Here is a 26,356-nt window from a genome sequence, read left to right as displayed (position 1 = left end):
GACCTGAGTGCCCCTTAGTTTGCGCACAGCGAGACATGATGGGATTGGCGCGTGACAACGACGAGGACCGACACTCAGGTGGCGATCATCGGCGCTGGCCAGGCAGGCCTCGCTGTCGCATACTATCTTCGCCGGTTCGAGCTCACTCCCGGCACCGATTTCATCGTGTTCGACCGCGGTCCCGTCACGGGCGGCGCGTGGCAGCACCGGTGGGATGCACTCAAGCTCGGCAGTGCCCATCACGTCAACGATCTGCCCGGCATGGCGGAGCTCGGCATCAGCTTCGAGACCGCGGACAGGTCCCTCCCCGCCAAGGACATCGTCGCCGGGTACTACCGCCGGTACGAGGAGCACTTCGAGCTCAACGTGCAGCGGCCTGTCACCGTGACGAGCGTGTTCGACCGGGGAGCCGACCTGATCGTGCAGCACACGAACGGCGAGACGGGCGCGCGGATGGTGGTGAACGCATCCGGAACCTGGGGTGCGCCATTCGTGCCGTACTACCCGGGGATGAACGACTTCGCCGGGCGGCATGTGCACACGTCCGGCTACCTCGCGGCCGAGGAGTTCGCCGGGCAGTCCGTGGTGGTCGTCGGCGGCGGGACGTCGGCGATCGGCTTCCTGCTGGAGCTCGAGAACGTCGCGGCAGAGGTTGCGTGGGCGACCCGCAGGCCCGTCGAGTTCAAGGACGAGTCAGAGTTGACCATCGAGGGCGGCGTCGCGGCCGTCGCAGCGCAGGATGCTGCCGCGCGCGCAGGCGGGGCGCTCCCCAGCATCGTGAGCGGCACCGGCGTGCCGCGCACCCGGCGCATCGCTGCGGGGATCGAGCGCGGGCTGCTCGTCGAACGTCCCATGTTCGCCGCGATCGAGCGCGACGGCGTGCGCTGGCAGGACGGTTCTTTCACGCGGGCGGACGCGATCGTCTGGGCGACGGGGTTCCGGCCGGAGCTGCGTCACCTGGCCCCGCTGAAGCTGCGCGAGAAGTCCGGCGGCTTGACCGTCGCCTCCGGAGCGTCGTGGCAGGACCCGCGCATCTTCCTCGCGGGATACGGGCCGCAGGCGAGCACCATCGGCGCCAACCGGGCAGGGCGCGTGATCGCCAGGCAGATCATGGCGCAGCTGTAGGGTCGGCTCCCGCTGCTGCCTGTCCTGTCTGTCGCCTGGTCGAACGCTCGGACGACGCCACCACGAACCCGAGGACCAGCACCGCCAGCAGCGTGCTCACCGCGGCTGGCGCGACAAGCGCGACGCCGATCAGGATGAGGGGAAGCGCGACGGCAGAGATCGCCCAGCGCAGCACCGAGCGCGCGCCTGGTCAGCTCCGGGGTGACGTTGGCGGTGAAGGTCAGATTGACCCACGACCACCACACCGAGGCGAACAGGGCGAGGAACAGCAGCAGCGTGCCGAAGGTGGGCTCGTGAGACAGCCCGTGGGCGAGCGGGGCGCCTTCGCGCCGACAGAGAAGTGGCCAGGAGCCGCCGCGCGCGATGGGGGATGCGCGGCGCCTCCTGGCCACTCGACAGGGGGAGCGGAGTGCTCAGCTCCTGGTCACGGCGCCTGCGTCGTCGACCGAGATGGCCACAGGCTCACCGGCGAACCGGAGGCCGGAGACCGCCATGGTGCCGACGCCGGGAACCGGTGCGACGTCGAGCGTGCCGGCCTGCGCGTCCGCGCGCAGCCCGAGGCGCGCGCCGAGCACCGCGACCGCGGCAGCGGCCGACCAGGCCTGCGGGCGACAGGCCGCAGGGTACGGGATGGGCGTCGCCGTGTCCGTCGCCGCGTCGCCGGAGTGCAGCTCCGGCATACGGTAGTCGAAGCCATCCGCTGCGGCGAGCAGTCCGCTCGCCAGCGCCTCCGCCTCCGCGGTGTGACCGTCGCGGGCGAGCCCGGAGACGACGATGGCCGTGTCGTGCGCCCACACGGAGCCGCCGTGGTAGCTGAGCGGCCAGTATCCACCCGATGCCGACGACATCGTGCGCAGACCGTACCCGGAGTTCAGCTCGGGGCCGGCGAGGCGTCGCGCGACGAGCGCGGACTGCTCTGCGGTGAGGATGCCGGTTCCGAGCAGGTGTCCGATGTTGCTCGTCACCGTGTCGACCTTGCGCTTGGCGGAGTCGAGCGCGATCGCCGGGTACGCACCGGCGGGGTCGTCGATCCAGAACGACGCGGCGAACCGCTCCTTCAGGTCGGCGGCCCAGGCGCGCCACGCGTCTGCGCCTTCTCGCCCGAACGCCTCCAGCAGCTCGGCGCCGCCGACAGCGGCCTCGTAGGCGTACGCCTGCACCTCGCAGAGAGCGATGGGGCCGTCCGCGAGGGTGCCGTCGAGCCACTGGATGGAGTCGCCGGAGTCCTTCCAGCCCTGGTTGGCGAGGCCGTGGCCCGTGGTGTCGACGTATTCGAGGAAGCCGTCGCCGTCGCTGTCGCCGTAGTCGCGCATCCACGCGAGTGCTGCTTCGAGGTGGGGGAGGAGAGCTTCGACCTCGCTGGCAGGCATGCCCCACTTCCACGCGTCGTGCAGCAGCGTGATCCACAGGGCGGTCGCATCCACGGTGCCGTAGTAGAGCGGGGGCAGCACGACGCCCTCGCCGGGGATGGTCAGCGCGGCAGGGCGCAGCTCGTGCATGATCTTGCCCGGCTGCTCCGCCGTCTCGTTCACGGTCTGCGTGCCCTGCATGGAGGCGAGGACGCGGAGGGTGGACGCCGCGATGTCCGTGCCGAGCGGGAGCAGCATCCTGGCCGCCCAGATCGAGTCGCGCCCGAACAGGGTGAAGAACCAGGGGGCGCCGGCGGCGAGGAAGACGTCCTCCGGCCGGTCGGTGGTGGACATCCGGAGCGCCTGCAGGTCGGCCACGGCGCGCTGCAGCCAGGCGGCGAGGCGCGAGTCGCCCGTCGCCGCGGTGAAGGACGCCCAGTCAGGCGACGGTTCTGCGCCGGCGACCACGGCGGTCGGGTCGTCGACCTCGATGCGCCAGCTGAAGGTCGCGGCGCTGCGCGCGGGGATCTCGGCCGACCAGGTGAGGGTCGCCGATACGTCGTCGACCGCCACCTCCGACGCGGGGGCGACGACCGTCGCCGTGACGACGCCGGAGGTGAACGTCACCCCGTCAGAGGTGGCGATCGCGGCGATGGGATGCTCGCTCCCGCTCAGTCCGGCCTTCACCACCTGCATCGGGCTGAAGTCGGCGCGCAGCGCGACCTCGATGGTGGGGTGGACGGGCTCGGCGAGGGCGTTGCGCACGGTGATGGTCTCGGCCAGCGAACCGGCCACGACCTGCCTGGTGCGGTCGATGCGCACGCGCGGGTCGGCGGTGTGGTCGTCGATGGCGCGGGCGAGCGAGGTGAAGACGGCGGTCGCCGCATCCGGAGAACCTGTCGCGATGTGCTCTGGCAGAGCGCCGTCGATGGTGAGGCCGATGCCGCCGAGCACCCGGAGATCCGAGTGGTAGAAGCCGTGGATGCCCCGGCCGTCGACGGTGCCGTCCGCTGTCGACCAGGCCTGGCTGGGAGCGGTAAGTACTACGACACTGTCGTGCAGTAGGGGTTGGAGCGGCTGGGTCATCGTGGCGTTCACGCCTCCTCGGAGTGGGGGTTGTCTGTGATGGTGGTGCTGAGCACGCGTGGCGTGATCCTGCTCTCGGTGTCGCGCTCGACGCGCCAGGCGAACTGGCCTGCACGCTCGGCGATCACGTCGACGACGCTGGTTCCGGCGTAGACGATGCCGACCCCTTCGTCGAGGGCGTAGCCCTCCGGCAGTGTTCCTGCCGCCACGGCCGCCCGGTGGGCGACCCTGCGGTTCGGGTCGGAGTCGTAGTGGACGCCGAGAGACTCTGGGAGAAGGCCGAGGCCGTCAGGAACGGCGTCGATCTGCGGGCCGAAGGACGCTGTCGTGCCTCCGCTGTGCCAGCACAGCGCCCCGGCGGAGCCCCCCGCGAGCACGACGCCCGCCTGCCAGGCCTCGCGGAAGACCGCATCCAGGCCGTGGGCGCGCCAGACCGCGAGGAGGTTGACGAGGCTGCCTCCGCTCACCCACACCACGTCCTGGGAGAGGATGTGCGCGCGCACGTCGTCGACATTCGGGTGCGGGAACAGGCGCAGGTGGCCGGCGTCGACACCTGCCAGACGCGCTGCCTCGAGCTCGGTCCCCTCGATCTGCCGCTGGTCGCCGCCCGCGGTGTTGACGTGCACGACCCTCGGGCGCCGGCCCGACACGCGCGCGAGCTCGATCGCGTGCTCGATCAGCGGGCCGTACGCGGCGTCGGTCCAGGTTCCTGGTATGAGGCCGCCGCAGGTCGCGACGATGGTCGGTTCGGCGGCGGTCACTCCTTCACCGCCCCCTCGCTGCTGTTCATGATGCGGCGCTGGAAGACGAAGAACAGCACGGCGACCGGGATGGTCATGATGGCGGCAGCCGCGAGCTTGATCGGGTACTGGCTGCCCTGGCTGAGCTGCCCGCTCGCGAGCCCTGCGACGCCCTTGGTGAGGGTGGTCAGCGACGGGTCCTGCGTCGAGACGATGAAGTGCGCCAGCTCGTTCCAGGAACCCTGGAACGACAGGATGATGATCGTGATGAGCGCAGGGCGCGCCATCGGGAGCACGATCGACCAGAACACCCGGAAGGTGCCCGCACCGTCGATGCGCGCCTGCTCCTCGACGCTCGCGGGGATGGACTCGAAGAAGTTCTTCATGATGAAGACGCCGGCCGCATCCGTCAGCAGCGGGATGATCATGCCGGCGTACGAGTCGTAGATGCCGAGCTGGTTGATCACCAGGAACTTCGGGATGAGCAGCACGACGACGGGAACGGACATCACGGCGACGAGGGATGCGAACACCACGCCACGGCCCCGGAAGTGCAGGCGGGCGAGAGCGTAGCCGGCGAGCGAATTGAAGAACACGCGTCCCGCTGTGACGAACAGCGTGACGATGATCGAGTTCTTGAACCAGGTGGGGAAGTCGGAGTTGATGAACAGCTTCGTGTACGCGGCGGTCGTCCAGGTCTCCGGGATCAGCGACACCGGATTGGCTGTGGCGTCCGCATCCGTCTTGAACGAGGTGGCGAGCTGGATGAGGAACGGTGCGATGTAGATGATCGCGAGGACGACGAGGATCGCGTACGTGATCGACGACGCCACGACGACGCCGGTCGACCGCTGCCTGCGGGGGCTGACGGGAGGCTGAGCGTTGGCGAGCGCGCCGACCGCGATGGTGTTCGCCGTCTGGGAGGCGGTGGGGCCGATGGTCATCGGAGGGCTCCCTTGCTGTCGGCGCTGTCCGTGCGTGCTTCGTCCGCCGCCGTGATCGACGGCTGGTAGAGGCGCATCCGGCGCTTGGAGACGCCGCGCTCGCGCAGCACCCAGCGCTGGAAGATCGTGAAGACCACGATGATGACGAACAGGATGAACGCTATGGCCGCGCCCTGTCCCCAGTCCTGGTCGATGAACGAGCTCTTGTACGAAAGGAACGCGGGGGTCAGCGTCGTCTTGCCCGGTGCGCCTCGTGTGCCGGTGTAGATGGCGTCGAAGACCTGCCAGCAGCCGATCAGCCCGAGGGTGAGCACCGTGAACAGGGTCGGGCGGAGCTGCGGGAGCGTGATGCGCCAGAAGCGCTGCCAGCCGTTCGCGCCGTCCATCATCGCGGCCTCCGTGATGTCGCCGCCGAGGTTCTGCAGGGCGGCGATGAAGAGCAGCATGAAGGTGCCGCTCGTGGTGAAGACGGCCATGATGACGAACGCGGTCATGGCGACGGACGGGCCGCCCAGCCAGTCCCACCAGGAGACGCCGAGCAGGGTGTTCTGGGTGAGAGCGCTCGGGCCGTTCTTCACGCCGAACAGGGCGAGGAAGTTGTGGACGATCCCGCTGGGGTCGTTGAACCAGTTGGGTCCGTTGATCCCGAACCAGGAGAGCACCTTGTTGACGGCGCCGCTGGTGCTGAACAGGAACAGCCAGAGCACCGTGATCGCCACGGAGCTGGTGACCGAGGGGAAGTAGAAGGCGGTGCGGAAGAAGCCGCGGCCGCGGAGGATCGCCCGGTTGACGAGCACGGCCAGCCCGAGGGCGACGGCCGTCTGGATGGGGACCACGAGAACCACGTACCAGGCGTTGTTCTTCAGGGACATGCCGAAGTCCTGCTCGGCCAGCCCGCCCCCGGAGAGGATCGCCGAGTAGTTGTCGAAGCCGACGAAGTTCACGCCGGAGGAGAAGGGGCTGCCCCTGCCTCCCCAGTCGGAGAAGCTCACCCACAGTGCCATGAGCACGGGGACGACGAGGAAGACCCCCAGGAGGATGATGACCGGGGCGGTGAACAACCACCCCGAGGCGGCCTCGCCGCGCCGGATTCCGGAACGGCGAGACCGACTCGTGGTTTTCGACATTGTTCTCTGCTCTCCCGCTACTTCAGGAGCGCTTCGAGGTTCTTCTGCGTCGCATCCAGGATCGTCTTCGGGTCACCCGTCGCCAGCGATTCCAGCTTGCTGTTGAGGTCGGTGACCACGTCGGCCGAACCCTTGGCGGTCGGAACGCCCTTGGCGTAATCCGCCGCGCTCAGGAACGGGACGAGTTCGGGGTTGGCCGACTTCCACGCGTCTGCGGCCGACTTGATCGACGGCATCGGGCCGAACGCCTTGGAGAAGGCGAGCTGGTCGTCCTTGCTGGTCAGCTTCTCGACGAGCTTCAGCGCTGCGGCCTGGTTGGGGCTGTCAGCTGCGATGCCCCAGCAGTTGGTGAACTGCAGCGTGCCCTTGCCCGCCGGACCCTCTGGGAGCTCTGCGACCTTGTACTTGACGTTCGGGAAGTCCGACTTGAGGGCGCCGGTGATCCAGTTGCCCTCGATGGTCATCGCGGCGAGACCCTTGCCGAACGCCTCGCCGCCCCAGCCTGCGCCGAGGTCCTTCGCGTACTTGAGGTCGCCGTCGTTGAGGAGCGTCTTCACGTAGTCGAGCGCCTTGACGTTCGCGTCGCTGTTCGCGGTCGCCTTGGTGCTGTCCTCGTTCATCAGGTTGCCGCCCGCCTGGGTCATGAACGACCCGATGCGCGCGTACTCGCCGGAGATGCCGAGCCCGACGTGGCCGGCGCCAGTCAGCTTCTTCGCGACGGCCTGGAGCTGATCCCACGTCTTCGGGATGTCGCTGTCCGTGAGGCCGGCAGCCGACCACATGTCGGTGTTGATGATGAGCTGCAGCGTGGAGAAGTCCTTCGGCGCGCAGTAGAACTTGCCGTCGTATGTGAAGGACTTGACCAGGCTCGGGTAGAAGTCGCTCTTGTTGGAGAGCTGGTCGCCGTACGCGAGGAGCGAGCCGTTGGACGCGTACCCGGCCAGCGCATCCGTGGACAGGTAGAAGACATCGGCAGGCTTCTTCGCCGCGAAGCCCTGCGAGAGCTGCTGGTTGAGGTCGCTGGCGGCGATCACCGACGCCTTGGTGCCGTCGCTCGTGGACCAGTCGGACACGGCCGACTTGACCGCGGCGGTCTCTGCGTCGCCTGACGAGCCGATCATGACGGTCAGAGCTTTGTCGGACGACGTGAGCTTGCCGGAAGCCCCGTCGCTGCTCCCGCTGCCGCTGAAGCCGGAGCCGCAGGCGGTGAGGGCAAGGGCGGTCGCGACGGCGACAGCGCCGCCGGCGAGCCACCGGTGTGTTGGTCGTTGCATTGTTTTCTCCTTGGTGTGAGTGTGCCCGTCATCGGACACACAGGGGTTACGTCGGCGAAGTCGTGGGCGCGGGGAGAGCGTTCGTGCGAACGGTGCGGTGCGCGGGTGCTGCACCGTCGGTTGGGCACGAGTCATGCGCGGTGCGGGTGCGTGCGGACGGGAGGGACGCGGCGCGATCGGCGCTGGCATCGGACCTCCTCTGGTCGGTACGGCGGGTTTGATCGATCAAATTTTGTGCTGCTAAGTTATGTTTTGAACGATCAAATCGGGGTGCTGCCAAGATAACCATGGGCCCCGCGACGTGTCAAGCGGACCCCGCGCTAGGGTCTTATCCAGTCGACGGAGAGGAGAGACATGGGTGCACAGCCCACGGTCAGCGATGTCGCAGACATCGCCGGCGTCTCCCGCCAGACCGTCTCCAACGTCCTCAACTCCCCGCAGCTCGTGCGCCCGGAGACCAGGGAGCGCGTCCAGGCGGCGATCACCGAACTGGGCTACCGCCCGCACGCCTCCGCCAGGCGGCTGCGCACCCAGAAGAGCTCCACCATCGGCATCCGCCTCGACCCGATCACCACGGACGGCATCTCCGGCAGCATTTTGGATCGCTTCCTTCACGCCCTCACCGAGCAGGCCGACCGGATGAACCTGCGCGTCCTCCTCTTCACGGCGTCCGGACCCGAGGACGAAATCGAGCAGTTCCGCCGTCTCAGCGAAGGGGCGGACGTGGATGCGTTCGTGCTCACCTCCACCTTCCACGGTGACCCGCGCACCGAGTGGCTGATCGAGCACGGCCAGTCGTTCGTCACATTCGGGCGGCCGTGGGGCATCGACGACATGACGGACCCGCAGCACCTCTGGGTCGACGTCGACGGCTCGTCCGGCCTCCGCGACGCCACCCGCTACCTGCTCGGCACCGGCGCGCGTCGCATCGGATACGTCGGCTGGCCGAGCGGCTCAGGCACGGGAGACGATCGCCGCCGCGGCTGGCTGGAGGCGATGCGGGACGGCAGTGGCCTCTCCGACGACGAGATCGCCTCCCTCGAAGCCGACGCGGAAGACGGCGTCACCTTCGGCGCGGACGCGATGCGCCGCCTCGAACGCTCAGCGGGCACCGTGGATGCGGTGGTCTGCGCCAGCGACTCGCTCGCCCTCGGCGCGCTGATGGCGACGGCCGGCCGCATCCAGGTGGTCGGTTACGACAACACCCCGGTCGCGGCGTCCCTCGGCTTCTCGAGCGTCGAGCAGCCGCTCGACGAGGTGGCGGCCGGCGTGCTCGATCTGCTGACGGGCACGCACGGCGGCCGCGTGCATCCCGGGTCGGCGACGGCGGACCCGATGCACAGGCTGGTCGCCCCGCGCCTGGTGGTGCGCGACGGGCCGACCGTGATCGCGGCGGCGCGGGACAGGGCGCGCGGCGACGTCGCAGCATCCTGAAATGCGTTTGTAACGCTCTGTCGGCGACACTGGAGGTATGCCTCCACAAGAGTCTCTGCTGGATGCGCCACAAGCGCGTCGCCTTCCCGTCACCGTCTCGATCACCCGCCGCGTCGACAGCACCCGACTGCCGGACGTGACCCGCTGGGTGCAGTCCGGCGTCAACATCGCCAACACCTATGAGGGCTTCCTCGGCTCCGGGTGGGTGCGCGCTGGTCACGACTCCGACGAGTGGCACATGCTCTACCGCTTCGCGGACGCCGCCGCCCTCGACGTCTGGGAGGGCTCGGAGGACCGAGCAGCCTGGCTGTTCGACGGCCGCGAACTGGTCGAGCTCGCCAGGGTCGAGCGGCGAACGGGCATCGAGGGCTGGTTCGATCAGCCGCAGGACGCCGTCGCGGGCGAGCCCGACCCGCTCGATGTGGGCGCCCGCCCCATCCCGGTCGCGCCGCCGCGCTGGAAGCAGGCGGTGACGATCTGGCTCGGCTTCTTCCCGCTGTCCCTGCTGTTCACGTTCCTGGTCACCACGTTCATCCCCTTCTGGCACCAGCTCTGGATCCCGGCCACAGTGCTGATCACCACGCTCTGCCTGACGCCGACGATGACGTACTTACTGCTCCCCTTCGTCACGCGTCTCCTGCACCCCTGGCTGCAGCGCCCGCGCCGTCGCTGACGCGCGCCGCCGCGCGCCACCTGCGCCCGAACGGAGTTCGCGCACGCTTCCATCCGCGTTCTCCGTCCGGACGGAGTGCACGTCGGCGCGGCGCCTCGGTTCTCCTGTGGGACGGAGACGGGACGCGCCCCGGCGCGACCGTCCCAGCGCCCAGGGTTTCCCCTGACCCGACCCTGAATCCGCAGGTCTTTTGCCCCTGCCTCTTGCATCTCTCGCAAACGCGATATATCGTGACCTTGTCAACAACGCGATATATCGCGATCACCGAGGGTCCGCCACCGCGCGGCACCAGAGAACACGGGCCGCATCCACAGCCCGGAACGAACACAGGAGCACGCACCATGACGCAGGACAAGTGGCTGATCCAGCCGGGCGAGAGCAAGACCATCGACATCGAGCTCGTCCGGACGCTCAAAGCCGGATTCATCGCAGGACAGGTCGACATCATCGGGCACGACGAGCAGGGAGCGCGGGTCGAGGTCCACTCGGTCTCCGGCCGCGACCTCAAGATCACGCTCGACGGCGACCGCCTCGAGATCGACCACCCGCAGCTTCGCTGGGACAACTTCATCGAGGTCTTCAAGTCGATGCGGTCCAACGCCAAGGCCGAGGTCAGCGTCCTCGTCCCCCGCGACGTCGCCCTGAAGCTCGGCGTCATCTCCGCGACAGCGCTCGTCGCCGGCCTCCACACCGACGCCAAGCTCAGCACGGTCTCCGGCGACCTCGTGGTCGACGGGCTCACCGGAGACATCGAGCTCAACAGCGTCAGCGGCGAGCTCTCCGCCCGCGGCCACACCGGCCGCATCTTCGCGCACACCGTGTCCGGGGATGTGACCGCATCCGGATCCATCCCCAAGTTCACGGTCGACAGCGTCTCCGGCAACACGATGCTCGACATCGTCGGCACGCCGGACGCGATCGCAAGCAACTCGGTCTCCGGCGACCTGACCATCCGCATCCCGGAGGCCCTCGGCGCCCGCTACCGGGTGAACACCGTCTCCGGCAAGGTCCAGCTCGACAACACCATCATCCACGGTATGCCAGGCAAGACATACCAGGGAACGGAAGGCTCGCTCGACGGCACCTGGGTCGACGTCAACGCCAACTCGGTGTCCGGCAATGTCTACGTCCTCCGCAGCGCGCCGTCCAGTGCGCCGTCCGGCGCGACCTCCGCTCCCGCCGGCCAGGACGGGGCGTCGGCGTGAGCCCCGTCTTCGCGCACGGGAGTCTGCGCCTCTACCTGCTGAGCCTCCTGGCCGAGTCGCCCAAGCACGGCTACGAGCTGATCCAGGCGCTCAGCGACCGGTTCGGCGGCACGTACAGCCCGAGCGCCGGCACCATCTATCCTCGGCTCGCGAAGCTCGAGGAGGAGGGCCTGGTGACCAAGGCGGTCGACGGCAGGAAGACCGTCTACGCGATCACCGACGCCGGACGAGCCGAACTGGCGGAGCGGGAGCACGAGCTAGACGCCATCGAGGACGAGGTCACCGACTCCGTGCGCCGTCTCGCCGACGAGGTCAGGGCCGGGGTCAACGACGCCATGCGTTCGCTGCGCGCCGACCTGGCCTCTGCCGCGCGCGAGGCCAGCCGCGGTCCTCGCGTCGACGTGCGGGACATCCGGGACGGAGCCAGGGATGCGCGCGACGCCGGCCGGGATGCGCGGCAGGCTGCCAACGCGGCCGCGCGCGAAGCCGAGGCGGTGCTGAACGACTTCCGTCAGCAGCTCCGCACAGACTTCCGGTCGCAGGCGGCGCGCGGGGTGCTGCCGGATGGGGTCGTCCCGCAGCTCAAATCCGAGCTCGCCAGGGTGCGTGCATCCGTCCTGGAGGCGTTCTCGCGCCGCTGAGCGCGCGCACCCCGGAGGCGGCAGGCGCGAGAAACCGGGGGATGCGCGCCGCGGCTGGGCAGCGGCTGAGAGCATTCGACGACACGCCGCCGGCGCACCAGGCACAGCCACACACAGCGAAAGCGCGTCCGACACTCAGGTGCGGGCGCGCTTTCCGTATTTCCGGCGTGTTTCCGCGAGTTTTGAACGCGTTTCGGGACGCCGTGAAGACAAGGTCCATCCTTTGCAGATCCGCATACTCCGCGGGCCGCGACGCGCCGACTTGACAGTGGTTTCGCAGCGAGTATTCTCGACCCTCGTGACAAATGAGGGGAGATCCCCGAAGCGGTGGTTGATCGGCGACCCGCTTCCGAGCGAAAAGCTCGAAGGACAGCTACTCCCGAAGCACCTCGCCCTACCCATCTTCGCCTCCGACGCACTGTCGAGTGTCGCGTACGCCCCGCAGGAACTCCTGATGATCCTGCTCATCGGCGGGCTTGCGTTCCTGAGCTTCGCTCCGTGGGTCGCAGCGGCCGTCGTGGTCCTCCTCATCACCGTTGTCCTCAGCTACCGTCAGCTCGTCAAGGCGTACCCGTCCGGCGGCGGAGACTACGAGGTCGCGCACAAGAACCTCGGTGAGAAGGCCGGGCTCGTCGTCGCGTCCGCGCTGCTGGTCGACTACGTGCTCACCGTGGCCGTGTCCGTCGCATCCGGTGTCGACAACATCATCTCCGCCCTGCCGTTCCTGTCGAACTGGCGGGTCGAGCTCGCGGTGCTCTTCGTCGTCATCATCGCCGCCGTGAACCTGCGCGGTGTGCGGGAGTCGAGCAAAGCGTTCGCCATCCCGACGTACCTCTTCATCGGCAGCATCTTCGTGATGATCGTGACCGCACTGGTCCGCACGGCGTTCGGGGACGCCCCCATCGCCGAGTCGGCCAACTTCCAGGTGCACGCCAGCAGCCTCACGCAGGCGGCGATGGTGCTCCTGCTGCTGCGCGCCTTCTCCAGTGGATGCTCCGCCCTGACCGGTGTGGAAGCCGTGGCCAATGGTGTCCCCGCCTTCCGCACCCCCAAGATCAAGAACGCCCGCAAGACCCTCGCGCTGATGGGCGGCATCGCGATCGTCCTGTTCGCCGGGCTGACCACGGTCGCGCTGATCAGTGGAGTGCATTACGCCGAGAACCCCTGCGACCTGCAGGGCTGGGCCCAGTGCGCCACCGAGCCGCAGCGCAGTCTCATCGCGCAGATCGCTGCGGCGACGTTCGGCAACAACACCATCCTGTTCTTCATCGTGCAGGCGGCGACGGCTGTGGTCCTGCTGCTCGCGGCGAACACCGCGTTCAACGGCTTCCCGCTGCTCGGCTCCGTGCTCGCCCGCGATTCGTACGCCCCCAAGTCGCTGAACACCCGCGGCGACCGCCTCGTGTACTCGAACGGCATGATCCTGCTGGCGCTGGCCGCCACCGCCCTGCTGCTCGTCTATCAGGCCAACCTCACCCAGCTCATCCAGCTGTACATCATCGGCGTGTTCGTCTCGTTCACCCTCGGGCAGTCCGGGATGGTCAAGCACTGGATCACGCTGCTGCGGTCCGGTACGGTCGCGCCGAGTGAGCGGTCCAGCATCGTCCGCAGCCTCTGCATCAACGCGTTCGGCGCGTTCCTCACCGCCGTCGTGCTCATCGTGGTCACGATCACGAAGTTCACCCACGGCGCGTACCTCGTGTTCATCTTCATGCCCATCCTGTGGCTGCTCATGCTCGGCGTGAACCGCTACTACCGGGATGTGGAGAAGGAGATCGAGGTCGACCCCGTCACCACGTTCGGCAGCAGGGGCGACCACGCCATCGTGCTCGTCGGCAAGATGCAGAAGCCGGCGCTCAAGGCCCTCGACTACGCCATCGCCGCGCGCCACGACTCGATCGAAGCCGTGCACGTCGCGGTCGACGAGGAGTCGACGGAGAAGCTGCAGCAGCAGTGGATCCAGCAGAACATCCACGTGCCGCTGACCATCATCGAGTCGCCGTACCGCGAGTTCGGCCACCCGCTGATCAAGTACCTGAAGCACCGGCGCGAGGAGCACGGCTCCGAGGTCGTCACCGTGTATCTGCCGCAGTACATCGTCGGCCACTGGTGGGAGTCGTTGCTGCACAACCACAGGGCCAGGCGCATCCGCCAGCAGTTGCTGCTGTGTCACGGCGTGACCGTCGCGCTCGTGCCGTGGCTGCTCGACTCGTCGTCGCTCATCTACGGCCGCCGCTCCCGCCCGCTCCCCGGTCAGGACCGCCGTGGAGAGCCGATGCGCCCCGTCGCGCGCAGGCCGCTCGAACCGGCCTCCAAGCAGCACGGGCACACCCGCGCGCACGGGACACCGGCTTCTGCCGGCCAGCCGCCCGCGGCGAAGGGCCCCGGGTCGGCCGAGCAGGCTCCGCCCGCCGCCACACCGGCGTCCGAGACCAAGAAGGTCCCCGCACGCGCCAAGCGTTGATCGCCGCTTGACCTTGACGTAACGTCAACCTCTACCGTGGATTTCGCATCCCACGAGAGAGGAGACGACGGTGGACTGGTCCATCCAAGACATCGCACGGCTGGCCGGAACGACCAGCAGGACGCTGCGTCACTACGACGACATCGGCCTCCTCCCGCCCAGCAGGATCGGCGGCAACGGCTACCGGTACTACGACAGGGACTCCCTCGTGCGGTTGCAGCGCATCCTGCTGCTCCGCGACCTCGGTCTTGGCCTCCCGGCCATCGCCGACGTCCTCACGAGCCAGGTGGATGCGGTCCCCGCCCTCCAGGGCCACCTCACGTGGCTGCGCGACGAGCGGGAACGGCTGGCGCGACAGATCGCGTCGGTCGAGTCGACCATCCAGGCGATGAGAGAGGGAGAAGAGATCATGGCGGAAGACATGCTCGACGGTTTCGACCACACGCAGTACAAGGACGAGGTGGAGGAGCGCTGGGGCAAGGAGGCGTACGCGCGGTCGGACGCGTGGTGGCGCAGCAAGACGCCTGCCGAGCGCGCGGAGTGGCAGCGGCTGCAGAAGCGGCTCGCGGCCGACTGGACGGCCGCGGCGGCCCGCGGCGTCGACCCGGAGAGCGCGGAGGCGCAGGCGCTCGCCCAGCGGCACTACGACTGGCTCGGCGCGATCCCTGGAACCCCTGGCAGCGACGCGAACGGCCCGACGGCCGCCTACCTGACCGGCCTCGGCGACATGTACGTCGCCGACCCGCGGTTCGCAGCGAACTACGGAGGAGAGACGGGCGCGGTGTTCGTCCGCGACGCGCTGCGGGTGTTCGCCGCGCGGATGTGAGATCGGTGCGGTCACGGTGGGCGGTGCGGCTCAGGCGCGGCGCGGGCGCCTGCGTGCCCGTGCCCTCGCGACCCGGGTCAGTCGGTCGTCGAGCCAATAGGCCGCGACGGCCTGCGCCGGGCGAATCCCGCGCGGCGACCGCGGGCTGGGCTCTCGGTCGGGCTGCACCGCGCCGATGAGGTTGCTGTCGGATGCGCGGTGGTCGCGCATCCGGGTGGCCGCGTCGGTTTCGAGCAGGATGCCGTCACGCACGTCGAACGTGGCGGCATCCTGCTCCTCGAGGCCGGCCGATTGCTCGGCCGTGCCTTCGAGCTCGCTTTCCAGCGCCGCCGCAGTCGTTGCAGCGTCCTTCGGCAGGCGGATCGCGAAGAAGGGGAGGGTGATGCTGCAGAGCGGGCCGACGAGCAGCGCGAACGCGAGCGTCCCGATGCCGACGTTGCCGCCGAGGAACCAGCCGATCACCAGCACGGTCACCTCGATGCCCGTGCGCACCGCCCAGATCGGCCAGCCGGTGCGGGCGTGCAGTCCCGTCATCAGGCCGTCGCGGGGGCCAGGGCCGAGCTTCGGGCCGATGTAGAGGCCGGTCGCGACGGCCAGCAGCAGCAAGCCGCCGACGAACAGCAGCACCTGCGCCCACAGCTCCGTCTGCTGCGGGATGATCGTGAGCCCCACCTGGGCGCTCGGCCCGACGAGCAGCACGTTCAGCACCGTGCCGAGCCCCGGGCGCTGACGCAGCGGGATCCAGAACAGCAGCACAGCGACGCCGACGAGGTTGGTGACCAGTCCGAACAGCAGGCCGGTCTTGAGCGACACGCCCTGCGCCAGCACGTCCCACGGCGACACTCCGATGCCGGCACGCACCATCATCGCAATGGCGATTCCGTAGAGGAACAGCCCGAGGAGGAGTTGCGCAAGGCGTCTGGTGAGGAGGAGGCGGCTGGTCACTCTCCTATCCAATTTCCTGATTGGCCTTTTATCAAGAGTCCAATTCGCTTAAGGTGGCCTTATGCCGGATGCGCAACTCACCGCCCGCTCGCTCGAATCGCTCCTCGGAGAGTGGCGAGGAGGGGGCGCCCACTACCAAGCGCTCGCCGACCGCATCCGGTTGTTGGTGCTCGACGGCCGCATCCCGATCGACACGCGCCTGCCCGCCGAACGCGACCTGGCGGCACGGCTCGAACTCAGCCGCACCACCGTGACCGCTGCGTACCGGGGTCTGCGCGACGCCGGATTCCTCGACAGTGTTCGCGGGTCGGGCAGCGTCGCCCGCCTCCCCGGTCCCGTGCTCGTCACGGCTCCGATCCCCGGCGGCGACGGGATGCTCGACTTCACCAAGGCCGCGCTGCCCGCGGCCGCCTCCCTCCCTGCCGCTGCCCGCGCCGCAGCGGAGGAGCTGCCGCACTTCCTCCCGCACTCCGGCTACGACGCCGTCGGCCTGCCGCATCTGCGCGAGGCCATCGCGGAGCGCTACCGCCGTCGCGGCCTCCCCACCGACCCCGACCAGGTGCTCGTCACAGTGGGCGCGCAACAGGCCATCGCGCTCATCGCCCGCACGTTCCTCGGGCGCGGCGACCGCGCGATGATCGAAATGCCCACCTACCCGCACGCCACCGAGTCGCTGCGGCTCGCCGGCGCGAGGCTGGTGCCCGTCACGGTCACCGTGCCGGGTGCGGACGCACCGCATCCCGTCGGCGAGGAGGACGACGGCTGGGACATCGACGCGCTCGAGCAGACGCTGCGGCGCGCGAACCCGGCCCTGGCCTACCTGATCCCCGACTTCCAGAACCCGACGGGCGCGTCCATGTCCCCGTCGACGCGCGAGCGCGTCCTGGCGGCGACGGCCGCGCAGGGCACGATCGTGGTCGGAGACGAGACGACGGCCGATCTCGACATCGACAGGCTCGGCGAGCACCTGCCGCTGCCGGTCTACGGCTCCCGGGGGGCAGGGGATGCGCCAATGCTGCTGATCGGATCGGCGAGCAAGAGCCTGTGGGGCGGTCTGCGGATCGGCTGGATCAGGGCGGAGCGGTCGTTGATCCAGAAGCTGACGGCGGCGAAGCCGGCCACCGACCTCGGCACGCCGCTGCTCGAACAGCTCGTGGTGGCGCGGATGCTGCCGCAGATGGACGAGATCCTCGAAGACCGGCGCGCGCAGCTGGCGGCCGGGCGCGAGCGGGTGCTGCGGATGGCGGCGGAGACGTTCCCGGAATGGAGCGTGCCCCGGATGCACGGCGGCCTCGCCGCCTGGGTCGGGATCGGCGCGCCTGTCAGTTCTGCGCTCACGCTGGGCGCTCGCAGCCAGGGGCTGCTGATCGCCGCCGGCCCTCGTTTCGGGCTGGACGGCGCGTTCGAGCGCTTCCTGCGCATCCCGATCACGTACTCGGAGGAGGAGACGGCGCTGGCGTTCGCTGCGCTGTCACGCGCGTGGCCGGGCGCGCTGCGCGAGCCGGCCGCGTACCCGGACGCGGCCCCCCTCCCCAACGTGGTCTAGCCGCCCCGCGTTTCGCGCCGCTGCCGCGCCACGTTCGCGCGCGCGAGATGCCAGTAACTGTTGCGACATGCCCGGGATGCGGCGCAGATACTGGCATCTCGTGCTTCGACGGGGCGGCCTGTGGATGGATTTCGACGCTCTGCGGCGGAATCGTGCATGGTGGGTGCCATGATCCATCCCCGGTTGCGACACCGCCCCTTCTCGCTGAGGGAGGCGCGCGTGCTCGGCGTCGAGCCAGCGCGGCTGTCGCGCAGCGAGCTCGTCGCCCCGTTCCGCGGCGCGCGCATCCCGACCGCGCTCGCCGCGGACTTCGTGGCGCGCTGCGCCGCCCTGTGCGCTCGCGAACCGGATGCGGTCCTCTCCCACACCACGGCCGCGCGACTCCTCGGGTTGCCAGACCTGCGCCGCCTGCCCGGCGAGCCGCCGCCCGCCACGGATGCGCAGCCCGAGTTCCACCTGACCGTCCCGTCCCCGGCGCGCCCTCCGCGCATCGCCGGGGTGCGATCGCACGTGCGGCCCATCCGGGCGCGCGAGGTCCGCTTCGCCAACGGCCTTCCCGTCACCTCGGCGGCGCGCACGTGGGCCGACCTGGCCGCGAGCTCGAGCATCCGGCAGCTGGTGGTGCTCGGCGCACAGACCTCACCCGCACGACGGCGCTGCAGCGAGAGGGCGAACTTGTGCTCAGGATCGGCGCCGAGCATCTCCGGGCCGAGAAACGCCTGGTCGGGCTGTTGTTCCGTACGCTCGCGTCCCGAGGGTGGGAGCCGTCGTGACCAGGCGCATCCACCGGCCTGAGCCTTCCGTGGGAGTACGTCTCCACCCTGAAGTCGTACCAGGGCATGAGGAATTTGCACAGGCTGCAATGTCATACTTTGCGGGCGGCGTTGGTGCCGTATGTCTCGCATCCACTTTCTGCCAAGGGAAAAGCCTGTGCACTTTCTCGCCGTCCTGAGTATGAAGAACCGCGCGCTCATCGCGCTCGTCACGATCGTGGCCGCGGTGTTCGGCGGTCTGGCGCTGACGAACCTCAAGCAGGAGCTCGCGCCCACCATCTCGTTCCCGCAGCTCGCGGTCATCACGAGCTACCCTGGCGCATCGCCGGAGGTGGTCAACAACGACGTGAGCACGCCGGTCGAGAACGCCATCCAGGGCGTGCCCGACCTCGAGAGCACGTCGGCGGTGAGCAGCACCAACCAGTCGATCATCACCGCCAAGTTCACGTACGGCACGGATCTCGCCACGGCGGAGCAGAAGATCGACCAGGCGATCAACCGCATCAAGTCCACGCTGCCGAGTTCCGTCGACCCGCAGGTGTTCTCCGGCAGCATCGACGACTTCCCTGTCATCCAGCTCGCTGTCACCGGCAACCAGGACTCCCGCACACTCGCGGACAACATCACCAAGCTGGTCATCCCCGACATCAAGAACGTCACGGGCGTCAACGACGCCCAGCTCGTCGGCGAGGTCGGCCAGCGCGTCACCATCACGCCGGACACGGCCAAGCTCGCGGCGGCGGGTGTGAGCACGCAGTCGATCAAGGACGCGCTGCAGCAGAACGGCGTGCTCGTCCCCGGTGGGTCGATCACCGAGGACGGCAAGACGCTGTCGGTGCAGTCTGGCAAGAAGCTGACGTCGCTCGACGACATCACGGGGCTTCCGCTCATCCGGTCGGCCTCGGCCACCGGTGCTGGTGCAGGTGCAGGTGCAGGTGCAGGTGCTGGAGCGTCGGGTGGCGCATCCGGGGCCGGCGCTGCCACCGGCGCTGGCGCGGCTGACGCGACCGGCGCTGCGGCAGCCGCCGCCGCAGCTGCGGCCACCCCGCCGACCATCGGCGACGTCGCGACCGTGCAGAAGACCGACGACCCCACCACCTCGATCTCCCGCGTCGACGGCAAGCCGGCACTGACCATCGCGGTCACCAAGCTGCCGTCCGCCAACACCGTCGAGGTCTCGCACGGCGTCAGCGACCTCATCGACGGCATCCAGACCAAGCTCGGCGACGGAGCGAAGGTCACGGTCGTGTTCGACCAGGCTCCGTTCATCACCCAGTCGATCAACTCGCTCACCGAGGAAGGCCTGCTCGGCCTCCTGATGGCGGTCATCGTCATCCTGGTGTTCCTGCTGTCGATCCGGTCGACCCTGGTCACCGCCATCTCCATCCCGACCAGCGTGCTCATCACGTTCATCGTGATGTGGGCGACGGGATACACGCTCAACATCATCACGCTCGGCGCGCTCACCATCGCGATCGGTCGCGTCGTGGACGACTCCATCGTCGTCATCGAGAACATCAAGAGACAACTCGTGGCCGGTGTCGACAGGGCGGCGACCATCGTCAAGGCCGTGCGCGAGGTCGCAGGCGCGATCACCGCATCCACTATCACCACCGTCGCCGTATTCCTCCCGCTCGCGTTCGTCGGCGACGTGACGGGCGAGCTGTTCCGGCCGTTCGCCCTGACCGTGACCATCGCGCTGCTCTCGTCCCTGCTCGTCGCCCTGACGATCGTGCCGGTGCTGGCGTACTGGTTCCTCCGCCCGCCCAAGGCGCGCAAGCACGAGGGAGGGGCAGAGGCCTCCGAGGCTTCGCACCTCTCCATCGAGGAGGCGATGGCTGCCGGCGAAGACGAGCTGGAACACCCATCGCGGCTGCAGCGCGGGTACCTGCCGATCATCCACTGGACGCTGCGGCACTCCGTCGCCACCGTGCTGATCGCGGTCGTCGTGCTGGTCGGCACCCTGGCCCTGACCCCGCTGATGAAGACCAACTTCCTCGGTTCCACCGGCCAGAACACGCTCTCGATCACGCAGACCCTTGCCCCTGGTGCTTCTCTGCAGGCGAAGGACGACGCATCCAAGGTCGTCGAGCAGAAGCTCATCGACACCAAGGGCGTCAAGACCGTCCAGGTCTCCATCGGGTCGAGTGGCGCATCGCTGCAGGCCGCGTTCACCGGAGGCGGCGGCAACACCACGTTCTCGGTCACCACCGATCCGGATGTGGACCAGGACGCCCTCAAGAGCACCATCGAGGACGAGCTCGCCGCCATCAAGGATCAGGGCGAGATCACGGTGTCGGCGCAGAGCGGCTTCGGCGGCTCGAGCGACATCGAGATTGACATCACGGCCACGAGCAACGAAGACCTGCAGAAGGCCACCGACTCGGTCGTGGCCGAGGTCAAGAAGCAGGATGCGGTCAAGCAGGTCACCGACAACCTCAGCGCGTCGCTGCCGTACGTCGCAGTGAACGTCGACCGCGCCAAGGCAGCGGCGGCGGGGCTCAGCGAGGTCGCGGTCGGCGGGATCGTCTCCCAGGCGATGCAGCCGACCCAGGCCGGATCCATCGCGCTCGACAACTCGACGCTCGACATCTACATCCAGAGCGACAACCCGCCGACCACGGTCGCCCAGCTGTCCGCCCTGCAGATCCCCACGGTCACCGGGCCCGTCGCGCTCAGCACGCTCGCGTCGGTCCAGGAGACCAACGGTCCGTCCACGGTCACCACGGAGCGCGGACTGCGCACCTCGACGGTCACCGCTACTCCGGCGTCCGACAACCTCGGCACGGCGAACACCGCGGTGACCACGGCCCTCAAGGATGCGAAACTTCCCTCCGGCGCGACCGCGAAGATCGGCGGCGTCTCGTCCAGCCAGTCCGACGCGTTCTCGCAGCTCGGCATCGCGCTCCTGGCGGCCATCCTGATCGTCTACATCGTGATGGTGGCGACCTTCCGGTCGCTGCGGCAGCCGCTGCTGCTTCTGGTCTCCGTGCCGTTCTCGGCCACGGGCGCCATCGCGCTGCAGATCATCTCCGGCATCCCGCTCGGTGTCGCGTCCCTGATCGGTGTGCTGATGCTGATCGGCATCGTCGTGACGAACGCCATCGTCCTCATCGACCTCGTCAACCAGTACCGGAGACGCGGGATGTCGGTGCCGGAGGCGGTCGCGCACGGTGCGTCCCGCCGTCTGCGCCCGATCCTGATGACGGCGCTCGCGACCATCGCGGCGCTCACGCCGATGGCGATCGGCCTCACCGGTCACGGCGGCTTCATCTCGCAGCCGCTCGCCATCGTGGTCATCGGCGGCCTGGTCTCCTCCACCCTGCTGACCCTGATCGTGCTGCCGACGCTGTACAACCTCGTCGAGGGTGCGCGCGACCGCCGGGCGGCGAAGCGCGCCGCGAAGCGGGCAGCCGCAGGCGGGCCGGACGCCGGCGGCGACGGCGGCGCGGGTGGCAGCGGCCCTGGCGGCGGCGCGGGTGGCAGCGGCGGCGGCTCTGGCGGCAGCGGCCCCGGTGACGGTCGCGGCCCAGCGACCGACGGACCGGCTGCTGCCGCACCCGGCAACGGCGTGGCCGCCGAGCCGCCTGTCTGGACCGCCCCGGCAGGCGGCCAGCAGCGCTAAGACGGCGAGATGCCAGTAACTGTCGCGACACGCCCAGGCGGCGGCGCAGTTACTGGCATCTCGTGCGTCAGCGGGTGCGGAGGGTTGTGGAGAACTGGCGGATGTCGGCGGCCAGGACCTCGGGGCGCTCGAGCGCGGCGTAGTGGCCGCCTCCGTCGAACTCCGACCAGTGGACGATGGTGTCGTTGTCCCGCTCCGCGAACGTGCGGATCGACCTGAAGTCGTCGGAGAAGACCGCGACGCCGATCGGGGAGTGGTTCACCGCGGGCTCCGCGCCGGCGTGGGCCTCCTCGTAGTGGTAGCGGCCCATCGTCGCCGACGTGTTCGTGAACCACTCGAGCGACGCCTCGGTGAGGATCTGCTCCGTGGTCACCAGGCTCGTCCCGTTGCCGAACGACTGGAACAGTTCGTTCCAGGCGAGCTGCCCGACCGGCGAATCCGAGATGCCGACCGCGACGGTCTGCGGGCGGCTGGAGTTGATCGCGTTGTAGCCGCCGACCGACTGGAACCACTTCATGTGCTCGAGCGCCGCGTAATCCTTCGGCTCCAGCTTCTCGAACTCGGCCGGGTCGCCGGACGGGAACGAGAACAGCTGCAGAACGTGCGAGCCGAGGTACCCGTCCGGAGCAGCCAACCCGAGCTCGCGGGCGACCATCGCGCCACCGTCGCTGCCGTGCGAGACGTACTCGTCGTAGCCGAGCCGGTGCATCAGGGTGTCGAACGCGCCGGCGACGCGAGCCATCGTCCAGCCGCGCTCGACCACCGGCGTGCTGAATCCGAAGCCCGGGAGCGACGGGACGACGACGTCGAACGCGTCCTCGGCACGGCCGCCGTGGGCGACAGGGTCGACGAGCGGTCCGATCAGGTCGAGGAAGTCGACGAAGCTGCCGGGGTAGCTGTGCACCAGGAGCAGCGGCGTCGCGTCCGCCTCCGCCGACCGGACGTGCAGGAAGTGGATGCGCTGCCCGTCGACCTCGGTGAGGAAGCCAGGGAAGGCGTTGATCCGTTCCTCCTGTGCGCGCCAATCGAACGACTTCCACGCCTCGACCACCTCGCGCAGATAGGAGTTCGGCACGCCGTACAGCCAGTCGTCCTCATCCGGCACCGGGCGGGGCAGCCGGGTGCGGTCGAGGCGCTCGCGCAGATCCGCGAGGTCGGCGTCGGAGACGGAGACGGAGAACGGGGTGATGGCGGACGTGGCCGCGGCGGTGGTGCTGGGGTTCGTCTGGGTTGTCATGGCTTCACTGTAGGAACGTAATAGGAACGTTTGATTCCGCTTTGTGCGATGATCTTCGGCATGGCAGACACCGCATCCCGGATGCTGCGCATCCTGAGCCTGTTGCAGGTGCGTCCGGCGTGGACCGCGACCGAACTCGCCGGCAGGCTCGACGTGAGCGCGCGCACGATCCGCAACGATGTGGGGCGGCTCCGCGAACTCGGCTACCCGGTGGATGCGGTGCGCGGCCCTGCCGGTCACTACCGTCTCGGTTCCGGCGGCACGATGCCTCCGCTGCTCCTCGACGACGAGGAGGCGGTCGCGGTGACCATCGGACTGCGCGCGGCCACCGGCATCAGCGGCATCGAGGAGAGCACGGCCCGTGCGCTCCGCAAGCTGGAGCAGGTGCTGCCGAATCGGCTGCGGATCACCGTCGCGGCCGTGTCGGAGACGGTCTCGAAGGCGCCGGAGAACACCGGAAGCAATGTCGAGGACCCCGAGGTGGCTGCGGAGGTGCTGTCCGCGATCGCCACCGCCATCCACGATCATCACTGGCTGCGTTTCGACGAGCACGGCGAGCAGCGGCTCGTGGAACCGTACCGCCTGGTCAACTGGCAGCGGCGCTGGTATCTGGTGGCTCGGGATGCGCGCTCCGGTGAGTGGGCGGCGCACCGCGTCGACTGGCTGACGCTCCGGATGCCGACGCGACGCCCGTTCGACCCGCGCCCTCTCGACGGCGAGGACTATTCGAGCTTCGTGCTGCGGACCGTCTCGTCGACGGGCTGGGCGATCCACGCGCGCATCCTGGTCTTCGCCTCGGCGGAGGAGGTGGTGTCGCGCATCAACGCGGCCGTCGGCGTGGTGGAGCCGATCGACGACACCACCTGCGTGCTGGTGACCGGCGGCGACAGCGTGGAGATCATTGCGGTGTACATCGGGATGCTGGGGCTGGACTTCCGGGTGACGGAGCCGCGTGCGCTGGTGGAGCGGGTGCGGGAGCTGGGGGCGCGGTACGCGCGTGCGGTGGAGTGAGGTCTGCGGTGTGGGTGACGAGTGTGTGGAGGCGCAATGCGGGGGAGGAGGCGCGACCCGTCCGCGATCCCAGACGGCGAACGCCGTGACGTGTGCCGCGCATCCGGTGCAGTTGCTACCGTCGCGGTATGAGCACTCGTGCGTTGTCCGTCGATCCGCTGTGGCCACGAGCTGGAAGCTGGCCGTCATTCGGTGAGCTTCCCGTCGACGTCGACGTCGACCTGGCGCTGCTGGGCATCCCGACCTGGCGGACGTCGCTGTCGGCGACCGGCGCGGGGCGGACTCCGGAGGCGGTGCGGTCGGCGCTGCGCTACTACTCGGCGTTCGTCCCTGGCGAAGAGGTGGAGCGGCTGGTGTTCGCGGACGCCGGGGACGTGCACGAGCCGGACGGGCCGGAGGGCGAGGGGCGGGCCATCGCAGCCATGGCGGATGCGGTCGCGCGCTCTCGGGTGACCGTGGCGGTCGGCGGCGACAATGCGCTGACCGTTCCCGCAGCGCTCGGCGCGTGGGGCGACGACCTGGGATCGGCCGGGTTGATCACCCTCGACGCCCACCACGATCTGCGCGACGGCGTCTCGAACGGGTCGCCGGTGCGACGCCTGGTGGAGGCGGGGCTCTCCGGACGCCGGGTGGTGCAGATCGGGATCGCCGACTTCGCAAATTCGGCCGCGTACACGGCGCGTGCCGAGGAGTACGGCATCACGGTGGTGCACCGGGACGCGCTGCACCACCGCCCGATCGACGACGTGATGGCCGAGGCGCTCGAACGCGCAGGTGCGGCAGACGGCCCGATCCATGTCGACCTGGATGTGGATGTGTGTGACAGGTCGGTAGCGCCGGGCTGCCCTGCCTCGGTGCCTGGCGGACTGGCCGCGTGGGAGCTCCGCCGCTTCGCGCGGCTGGCCGGCGCCGACGACGCGGTGCGGTCCGTCGACATCGCCGAGGTGGATGCGACGGCCGACGTCGCGGACGGACGCACGGTGCGGCTCGCGGCGCTGCTGGTGCTGGAGGTGGCGGCTGGGCTGGCCGGGCGCGGCTGACGCGGGCCGCTGACCCGGGCCGCTGACGCGGACGCCCCGCCGCGCGGAGCGCTCGCGCGGGTCAGCCGCACCGTCTCACGCCACGCGCGTCCCGCCGCGGTAGACCGCATCCACCAGCGGCACCCCCGGCCGGTACGCGAGGTGCACGTACCCCGGCGCACGCAGCACGACGAAGTCGGCCAGCGCGCCCGGCGCGAGGTGCCCCACGTCCTCCCGCCGCAGCGCGGCCGCCCCGCCGGCGGTCGCCGCCCAGACGGCCTCGGTGGGGGTCATGCCCATGTCGCGCACAGCGACCGCGATGCAGAACGGCATCGACGACGTGAAGGACGAGCCGGGGTTGCAGTCGCTCGCGATGGCGACGGTGACGCCGGCGTCGAGGAGGCGGCGCGCATCCGGGTACCGCTGGCGGGTGGAGAACTCGACGCCGGGGAGGAGCGTGGCGACCGTGTCGGAGGCGGCGAGGCGGGAGATGTCGTCGTCGGTGAGGTAGGTGCAGTGGTCGACGCTCGCGGCGTGCAGCGAGACGGCGAGGGCGATACCGAGGCCGGGCGCGAGCTGGCTGGCGTGCACGCGCACGCCGAGGCCGCGAGCCGCGCCCGCCGACAGGATGCGGTGGGACTGCTCCGGAGTGAAGGCGCCGGTCTCGCAGAACACGTCGATCCAGCGGGCGTGCGGGGCGCACGCGTCGAGCATGGGGCCGACGACGAGGTCGACGTAGGCGTCCGGGTCGTCGGCGTACTCGGCGGGGACGACGTGCGCGCCGAGGAAGGTGGTCTCCGCGGTCACCAGGGAGGCCAGCCGCAGAAGCCTGGCCTCGTCCTCCACGGTGAGGCCGTAGCCGCTCTTGACCTCGAACGTCGTGGTGCCCTGCGCGTGAAGTTCGGCGACGAAACCGTCCAGGCGGCTGGCCAGGAACGCATCCGTCGCCGCACGGGTTGCCGCAACAGTGCTGCGTATGCCGCCCGCGGAATACGGCTGACCGGACATCCGCGCCTCGAACTCCGCCGCCCGATCGCCGCCGAAGACGAGGTGCGTGTGACTGTCGACGAAGCCGGGGATCACAGCGGCGCCTCCGACGTCCACGACCTCAGCCTGCGCGGCCGTCGCGGCGAACTCGGCCGGCAGCGCAGACGCTTCGCCCGACCACAGCACGCGGCCGTCAGCGACGAGCAGCGACGCCGACGACACCAGCCCGAGCGCGCCGGCACGGGACAGGTCGTTGGTGACCAGCTCGCCGATCCCGGTCACGAGCAGCGGAGCGGCAGCGGCGCCCACCCGATCCCCGTCCACG

At 69.5% G+C, this 26,356-nt stretch carries 21 protein-coding genes; 12 read left to right on the top strand and 9 right to left on the bottom strand.

All coding sequences use genetic code 11. From position 1 onward, the window contains the following. Positions 1-51 precede the first annotated feature (51 nt). Entirely contained in the window at positions 52-1,125 is a 1,074-nt protein-coding gene (locus tag ACIRCZ_RS09130) for an NAD(P)-binding domain-containing protein (protein WP_402852091.1), read from the top strand. Here the strand turns inward: ACIRCZ_RS09130 and ACIRCZ_RS09125 are convergent. The 6 genes from ACIRCZ_RS09125 to ACIRCZ_RS09100 form a co-directional block, all read right to left on the bottom strand. Continuing rightward, on the bottom strand, positions 1,109-1,300 hold the full coding sequence (locus ACIRCZ_RS09125; RefSeq protein WP_402852088.1) for a hypothetical protein: 192 nt from the start codon (positions 1,298-1,300) through the stop codon (positions 1,109-1,111). The two genes, ACIRCZ_RS09130 and ACIRCZ_RS09125, sit on opposite strands and share 17 nt — an antisense overlap. Positions 1,301-1,538: 238 nt before the next feature. Next, positions 1,539-3,572, bottom strand: coding sequence for a glycogen debranching N-terminal domain-containing protein (locus ACIRCZ_RS09120; protein WP_321164266.1), 2,034 nt, complete (start codon positions 3,570-3,572; stop codon positions 1,539-1,541). After that, the gene (locus tag ACIRCZ_RS09115; RefSeq protein WP_402852084.1) at positions 3,569-4,321 is read right to left on the bottom strand and encodes a Type 1 glutamine amidotransferase-like domain-containing protein; all 753 of its coding nucleotides are present in this window, start codon (positions 4,319-4,321) and stop codon (positions 3,569-3,571) included. Before ACIRCZ_RS09115 ends, ACIRCZ_RS09120 begins: the two co-directional genes overlap by 4 nt. After that, the gene (locus ACIRCZ_RS09110) at positions 4,318-5,244 is read right to left on the bottom strand and encodes a carbohydrate ABC transporter permease (RefSeq protein WP_055898402.1); all 927 of its coding nucleotides are present in this window, start codon (positions 5,242-5,244) and stop codon (positions 4,318-4,320) included. The genes ACIRCZ_RS09115 and ACIRCZ_RS09110 overlap by 4 nt, the downstream gene beginning before the upstream one ends. Then, positions 5,241-6,371 (bottom strand): carbohydrate ABC transporter permease, encoded by a 1,131-nt coding sequence (locus ACIRCZ_RS09105; protein WP_055898405.1) that lies wholly within the window; start codon positions 6,369-6,371, stop codon positions 5,241-5,243. The genes ACIRCZ_RS09110 and ACIRCZ_RS09105 overlap by 4 nt, the downstream gene beginning before the upstream one ends. A gap of 17 nt (positions 6,372-6,388) precedes the next feature. Continuing rightward, positions 6,389-7,645, bottom strand: coding sequence for an extracellular solute-binding protein (locus ACIRCZ_RS09100; protein WP_402852080.1), 1,257 nt, complete (start codon positions 7,643-7,645; stop codon positions 6,389-6,391). A gap of 354 nt (positions 7,646-7,999) precedes the next feature. Between ACIRCZ_RS09100 and ACIRCZ_RS09095 the strand changes: the two genes are divergently transcribed. The 6 genes from ACIRCZ_RS09095 (at position 8,000) to ACIRCZ_RS09070 (ending at position 14,888) form a co-directional block, all read left to right on the top strand. Then, on the top strand, positions 8,000-9,079 hold the full coding sequence (locus tag ACIRCZ_RS09095; RefSeq protein ID WP_402852077.1) for a LacI family DNA-binding transcriptional regulator: 1,080 nt from the start codon (positions 8,000-8,002) through the stop codon (positions 9,077-9,079). Between the two features lie 37 nt (positions 9,080-9,116). After that, on the top strand, positions 9,117-9,752 hold the full coding sequence (locus ACIRCZ_RS09090) for an antibiotic biosynthesis monooxygenase (RefSeq protein ID WP_055898415.1): 636 nt from the start codon (positions 9,117-9,119) through the stop codon (positions 9,750-9,752). A 341-nt stretch (positions 9,753-10,093) separates the two neighbouring features. Next, positions 10,094-10,957 (top strand): DUF4097 family beta strand repeat-containing protein, encoded by an 864-nt coding sequence (locus tag ACIRCZ_RS09085; RefSeq protein ID WP_402852074.1) that lies wholly within the window; start codon positions 10,094-10,096, stop codon positions 10,955-10,957. Further along, entirely contained in the window at positions 10,954-11,598 is a 645-nt protein-coding gene (locus ACIRCZ_RS09080; protein ID WP_055898421.1) for a PadR family transcriptional regulator, read from the top strand. The genes ACIRCZ_RS09085 and ACIRCZ_RS09080 overlap by 4 nt, the downstream gene beginning before the upstream one ends. Positions 11,599-11,929: 331 nt before the next feature. Then, complete coding sequence (locus ACIRCZ_RS09075; protein ID WP_402853585.1) at positions 11,930-14,062, top strand: APC family permease; 2,133 nt, start codon at positions 11,930-11,932, stop codon at positions 14,060-14,062. Positions 14,063-14,132: 70 nt separating this feature from the next. Continuing rightward, positions 14,133-14,888 carry a MerR family transcriptional regulator gene (locus tag ACIRCZ_RS09070; protein WP_402852069.1) on the top strand — a complete coding sequence of 252 codons (756 nt, stop codon included), beginning with the start codon at positions 14,133-14,135 and terminating at the stop codon, positions 14,886-14,888. Between the two features lie 30 nt (positions 14,889-14,918). Here the strand turns inward: ACIRCZ_RS09070 and ACIRCZ_RS09065 are convergent, their stop codons facing one another. Then, positions 14,919-15,833, bottom strand: coding sequence for a YitT family protein (locus tag ACIRCZ_RS09065; RefSeq protein ID WP_402852066.1), 915 nt, complete (start codon positions 15,831-15,833; stop codon positions 14,919-14,921). A 61-nt stretch (positions 15,834-15,894) separates the two neighbouring features. On the opposite strand from ACIRCZ_RS09065, the gene ACIRCZ_RS09060 reads away from it, so the two are divergent. The 3 genes from ACIRCZ_RS09060 to ACIRCZ_RS09050 all read left to right on the top strand — a co-directional run bounded on the left by ACIRCZ_RS09060 (position 15,895) and on the right by ACIRCZ_RS09050 (position 21,777). Further along, complete coding sequence (locus ACIRCZ_RS09060; protein ID WP_402852063.1) at positions 15,895-17,379, top strand: PLP-dependent aminotransferase family protein; 1,485 nt, start codon at positions 15,895-15,897, stop codon at positions 17,377-17,379. A gap of 219 nt (positions 17,380-17,598) precedes the next feature. Further along, complete coding sequence (locus ACIRCZ_RS09055) at positions 17,599-18,174, top strand: hypothetical protein (protein WP_402852060.1); 576 nt, start codon at positions 17,599-17,601, stop codon at positions 18,172-18,174. Between the two features lie 135 nt (positions 18,175-18,309). After that, complete coding sequence (locus ACIRCZ_RS09050) at positions 18,310-21,777, top strand: efflux RND transporter permease subunit (RefSeq protein ID WP_402852057.1); 3,468 nt, start codon at positions 18,310-18,312, stop codon at positions 21,775-21,777. A gap of 67 nt (positions 21,778-21,844) precedes the next feature. Here the strand turns inward: ACIRCZ_RS09050 and ACIRCZ_RS09045 are convergent, their stop codons facing one another. Next, complete coding sequence (locus ACIRCZ_RS09045; protein ID WP_402852055.1) at positions 21,845-23,014, bottom strand: epoxide hydrolase family protein; 1,170 nt, start codon at positions 23,012-23,014, stop codon at positions 21,845-21,847. 60 nt (positions 23,015-23,074) lie between these two features. On the opposite strand from ACIRCZ_RS09045, the gene ACIRCZ_RS09040 reads away from it, so the two are divergent. After that, positions 23,075-24,025, top strand: a complete 951-nt coding sequence (locus tag ACIRCZ_RS09040) for a YafY family protein (protein WP_055899052.1) — start codon at positions 23,075-23,077, stop codon at positions 24,023-24,025. 128 nt (positions 24,026-24,153) lie between these two features. Continuing rightward, entirely contained in the window at positions 24,154-25,065 is a 912-nt protein-coding gene (locus tag ACIRCZ_RS09035) for an arginase family protein (protein WP_055898443.1), read from the top strand. A 75-nt stretch (positions 25,066-25,140) separates the two neighbouring features. Here ACIRCZ_RS09035 and hutI read toward each other — a convergent pair whose 3' ends face one another. Further along, complete coding sequence (gene hutI, locus ACIRCZ_RS09030) at positions 25,141-26,355, bottom strand: imidazolonepropionase (RefSeq protein WP_402852050.1); 1,215 nt, start codon at positions 26,353-26,355, stop codon at positions 25,141-25,143. Between the last annotated feature and the right edge of the window lies 1 nt (position 26,356).

The organism is Leifsonia sp. NPDC102414, from assembly GCF_044765685.1.
Taxonomy (GTDB): domain Bacteria; phylum Actinomycetota; class Actinomycetes; order Actinomycetales; family Microbacteriaceae; genus Leifsonia.
The sequence above is the reverse complement of the archived record's forward strand: the minus strand, read 5'-3'. Positions and strand labels throughout refer to the sequence as shown.

Coding starts and splice junctions, on each gene's coding strand:
- ACIRCZ_RS09045 (WP_402852055.1), bottom strand. CDS start 23,014: ATGACAACCCAGACGAACCCCAGCACCACCGCCGCGGCCACGTCCGCC.
- ACIRCZ_RS09095 (WP_402852077.1), top strand. CDS start 8,000: ATGGGTGCACAGCCCACGGTCAGCGATGTCGCAGACATCGCCGGCGTC.
- ACIRCZ_RS09100 (WP_402852080.1), bottom strand. CDS start 7,645: ATGCAACGACCAACACACCGGTGGCTCGCCGGCGGCGCTGTCGCCGTC.
- ACIRCZ_RS09085 (WP_402852074.1), top strand. CDS start 10,094: ATGACGCAGGACAAGTGGCTGATCCAGCCGGGCGAGAGCAAGACCATC.
- ACIRCZ_RS09040 (WP_055899052.1), top strand. CDS start 23,075: ATGGCAGACACCGCATCCCGGATGCTGCGCATCCTGAGCCTGTTGCAG.
- ACIRCZ_RS09090 (WP_055898415.1), top strand. CDS start 9,117: ATGCCTCCACAAGAGTCTCTGCTGGATGCGCCACAAGCGCGTCGCCTT.
- ACIRCZ_RS09105 (WP_055898405.1), bottom strand. CDS start 6,371: ATGTCGAAAACCACGAGTCGGTCTCGCCGTTCCGGAATCCGGCGCGGC.
- ACIRCZ_RS09035 (WP_055898443.1), top strand. CDS start 24,154: ATGAGCACTCGTGCGTTGTCCGTCGATCCGCTGTGGCCACGAGCTGGA.
- ACIRCZ_RS09110 (WP_055898402.1), bottom strand. CDS start 5,244: ATGACCATCGGCCCCACCGCCTCCCAGACGGCGAACACCATCGCGGTC.
- ACIRCZ_RS09060 (WP_402852063.1), top strand. CDS start 15,895: ATGCCGGATGCGCAACTCACCGCCCGCTCGCTCGAATCGCTCCTCGGA.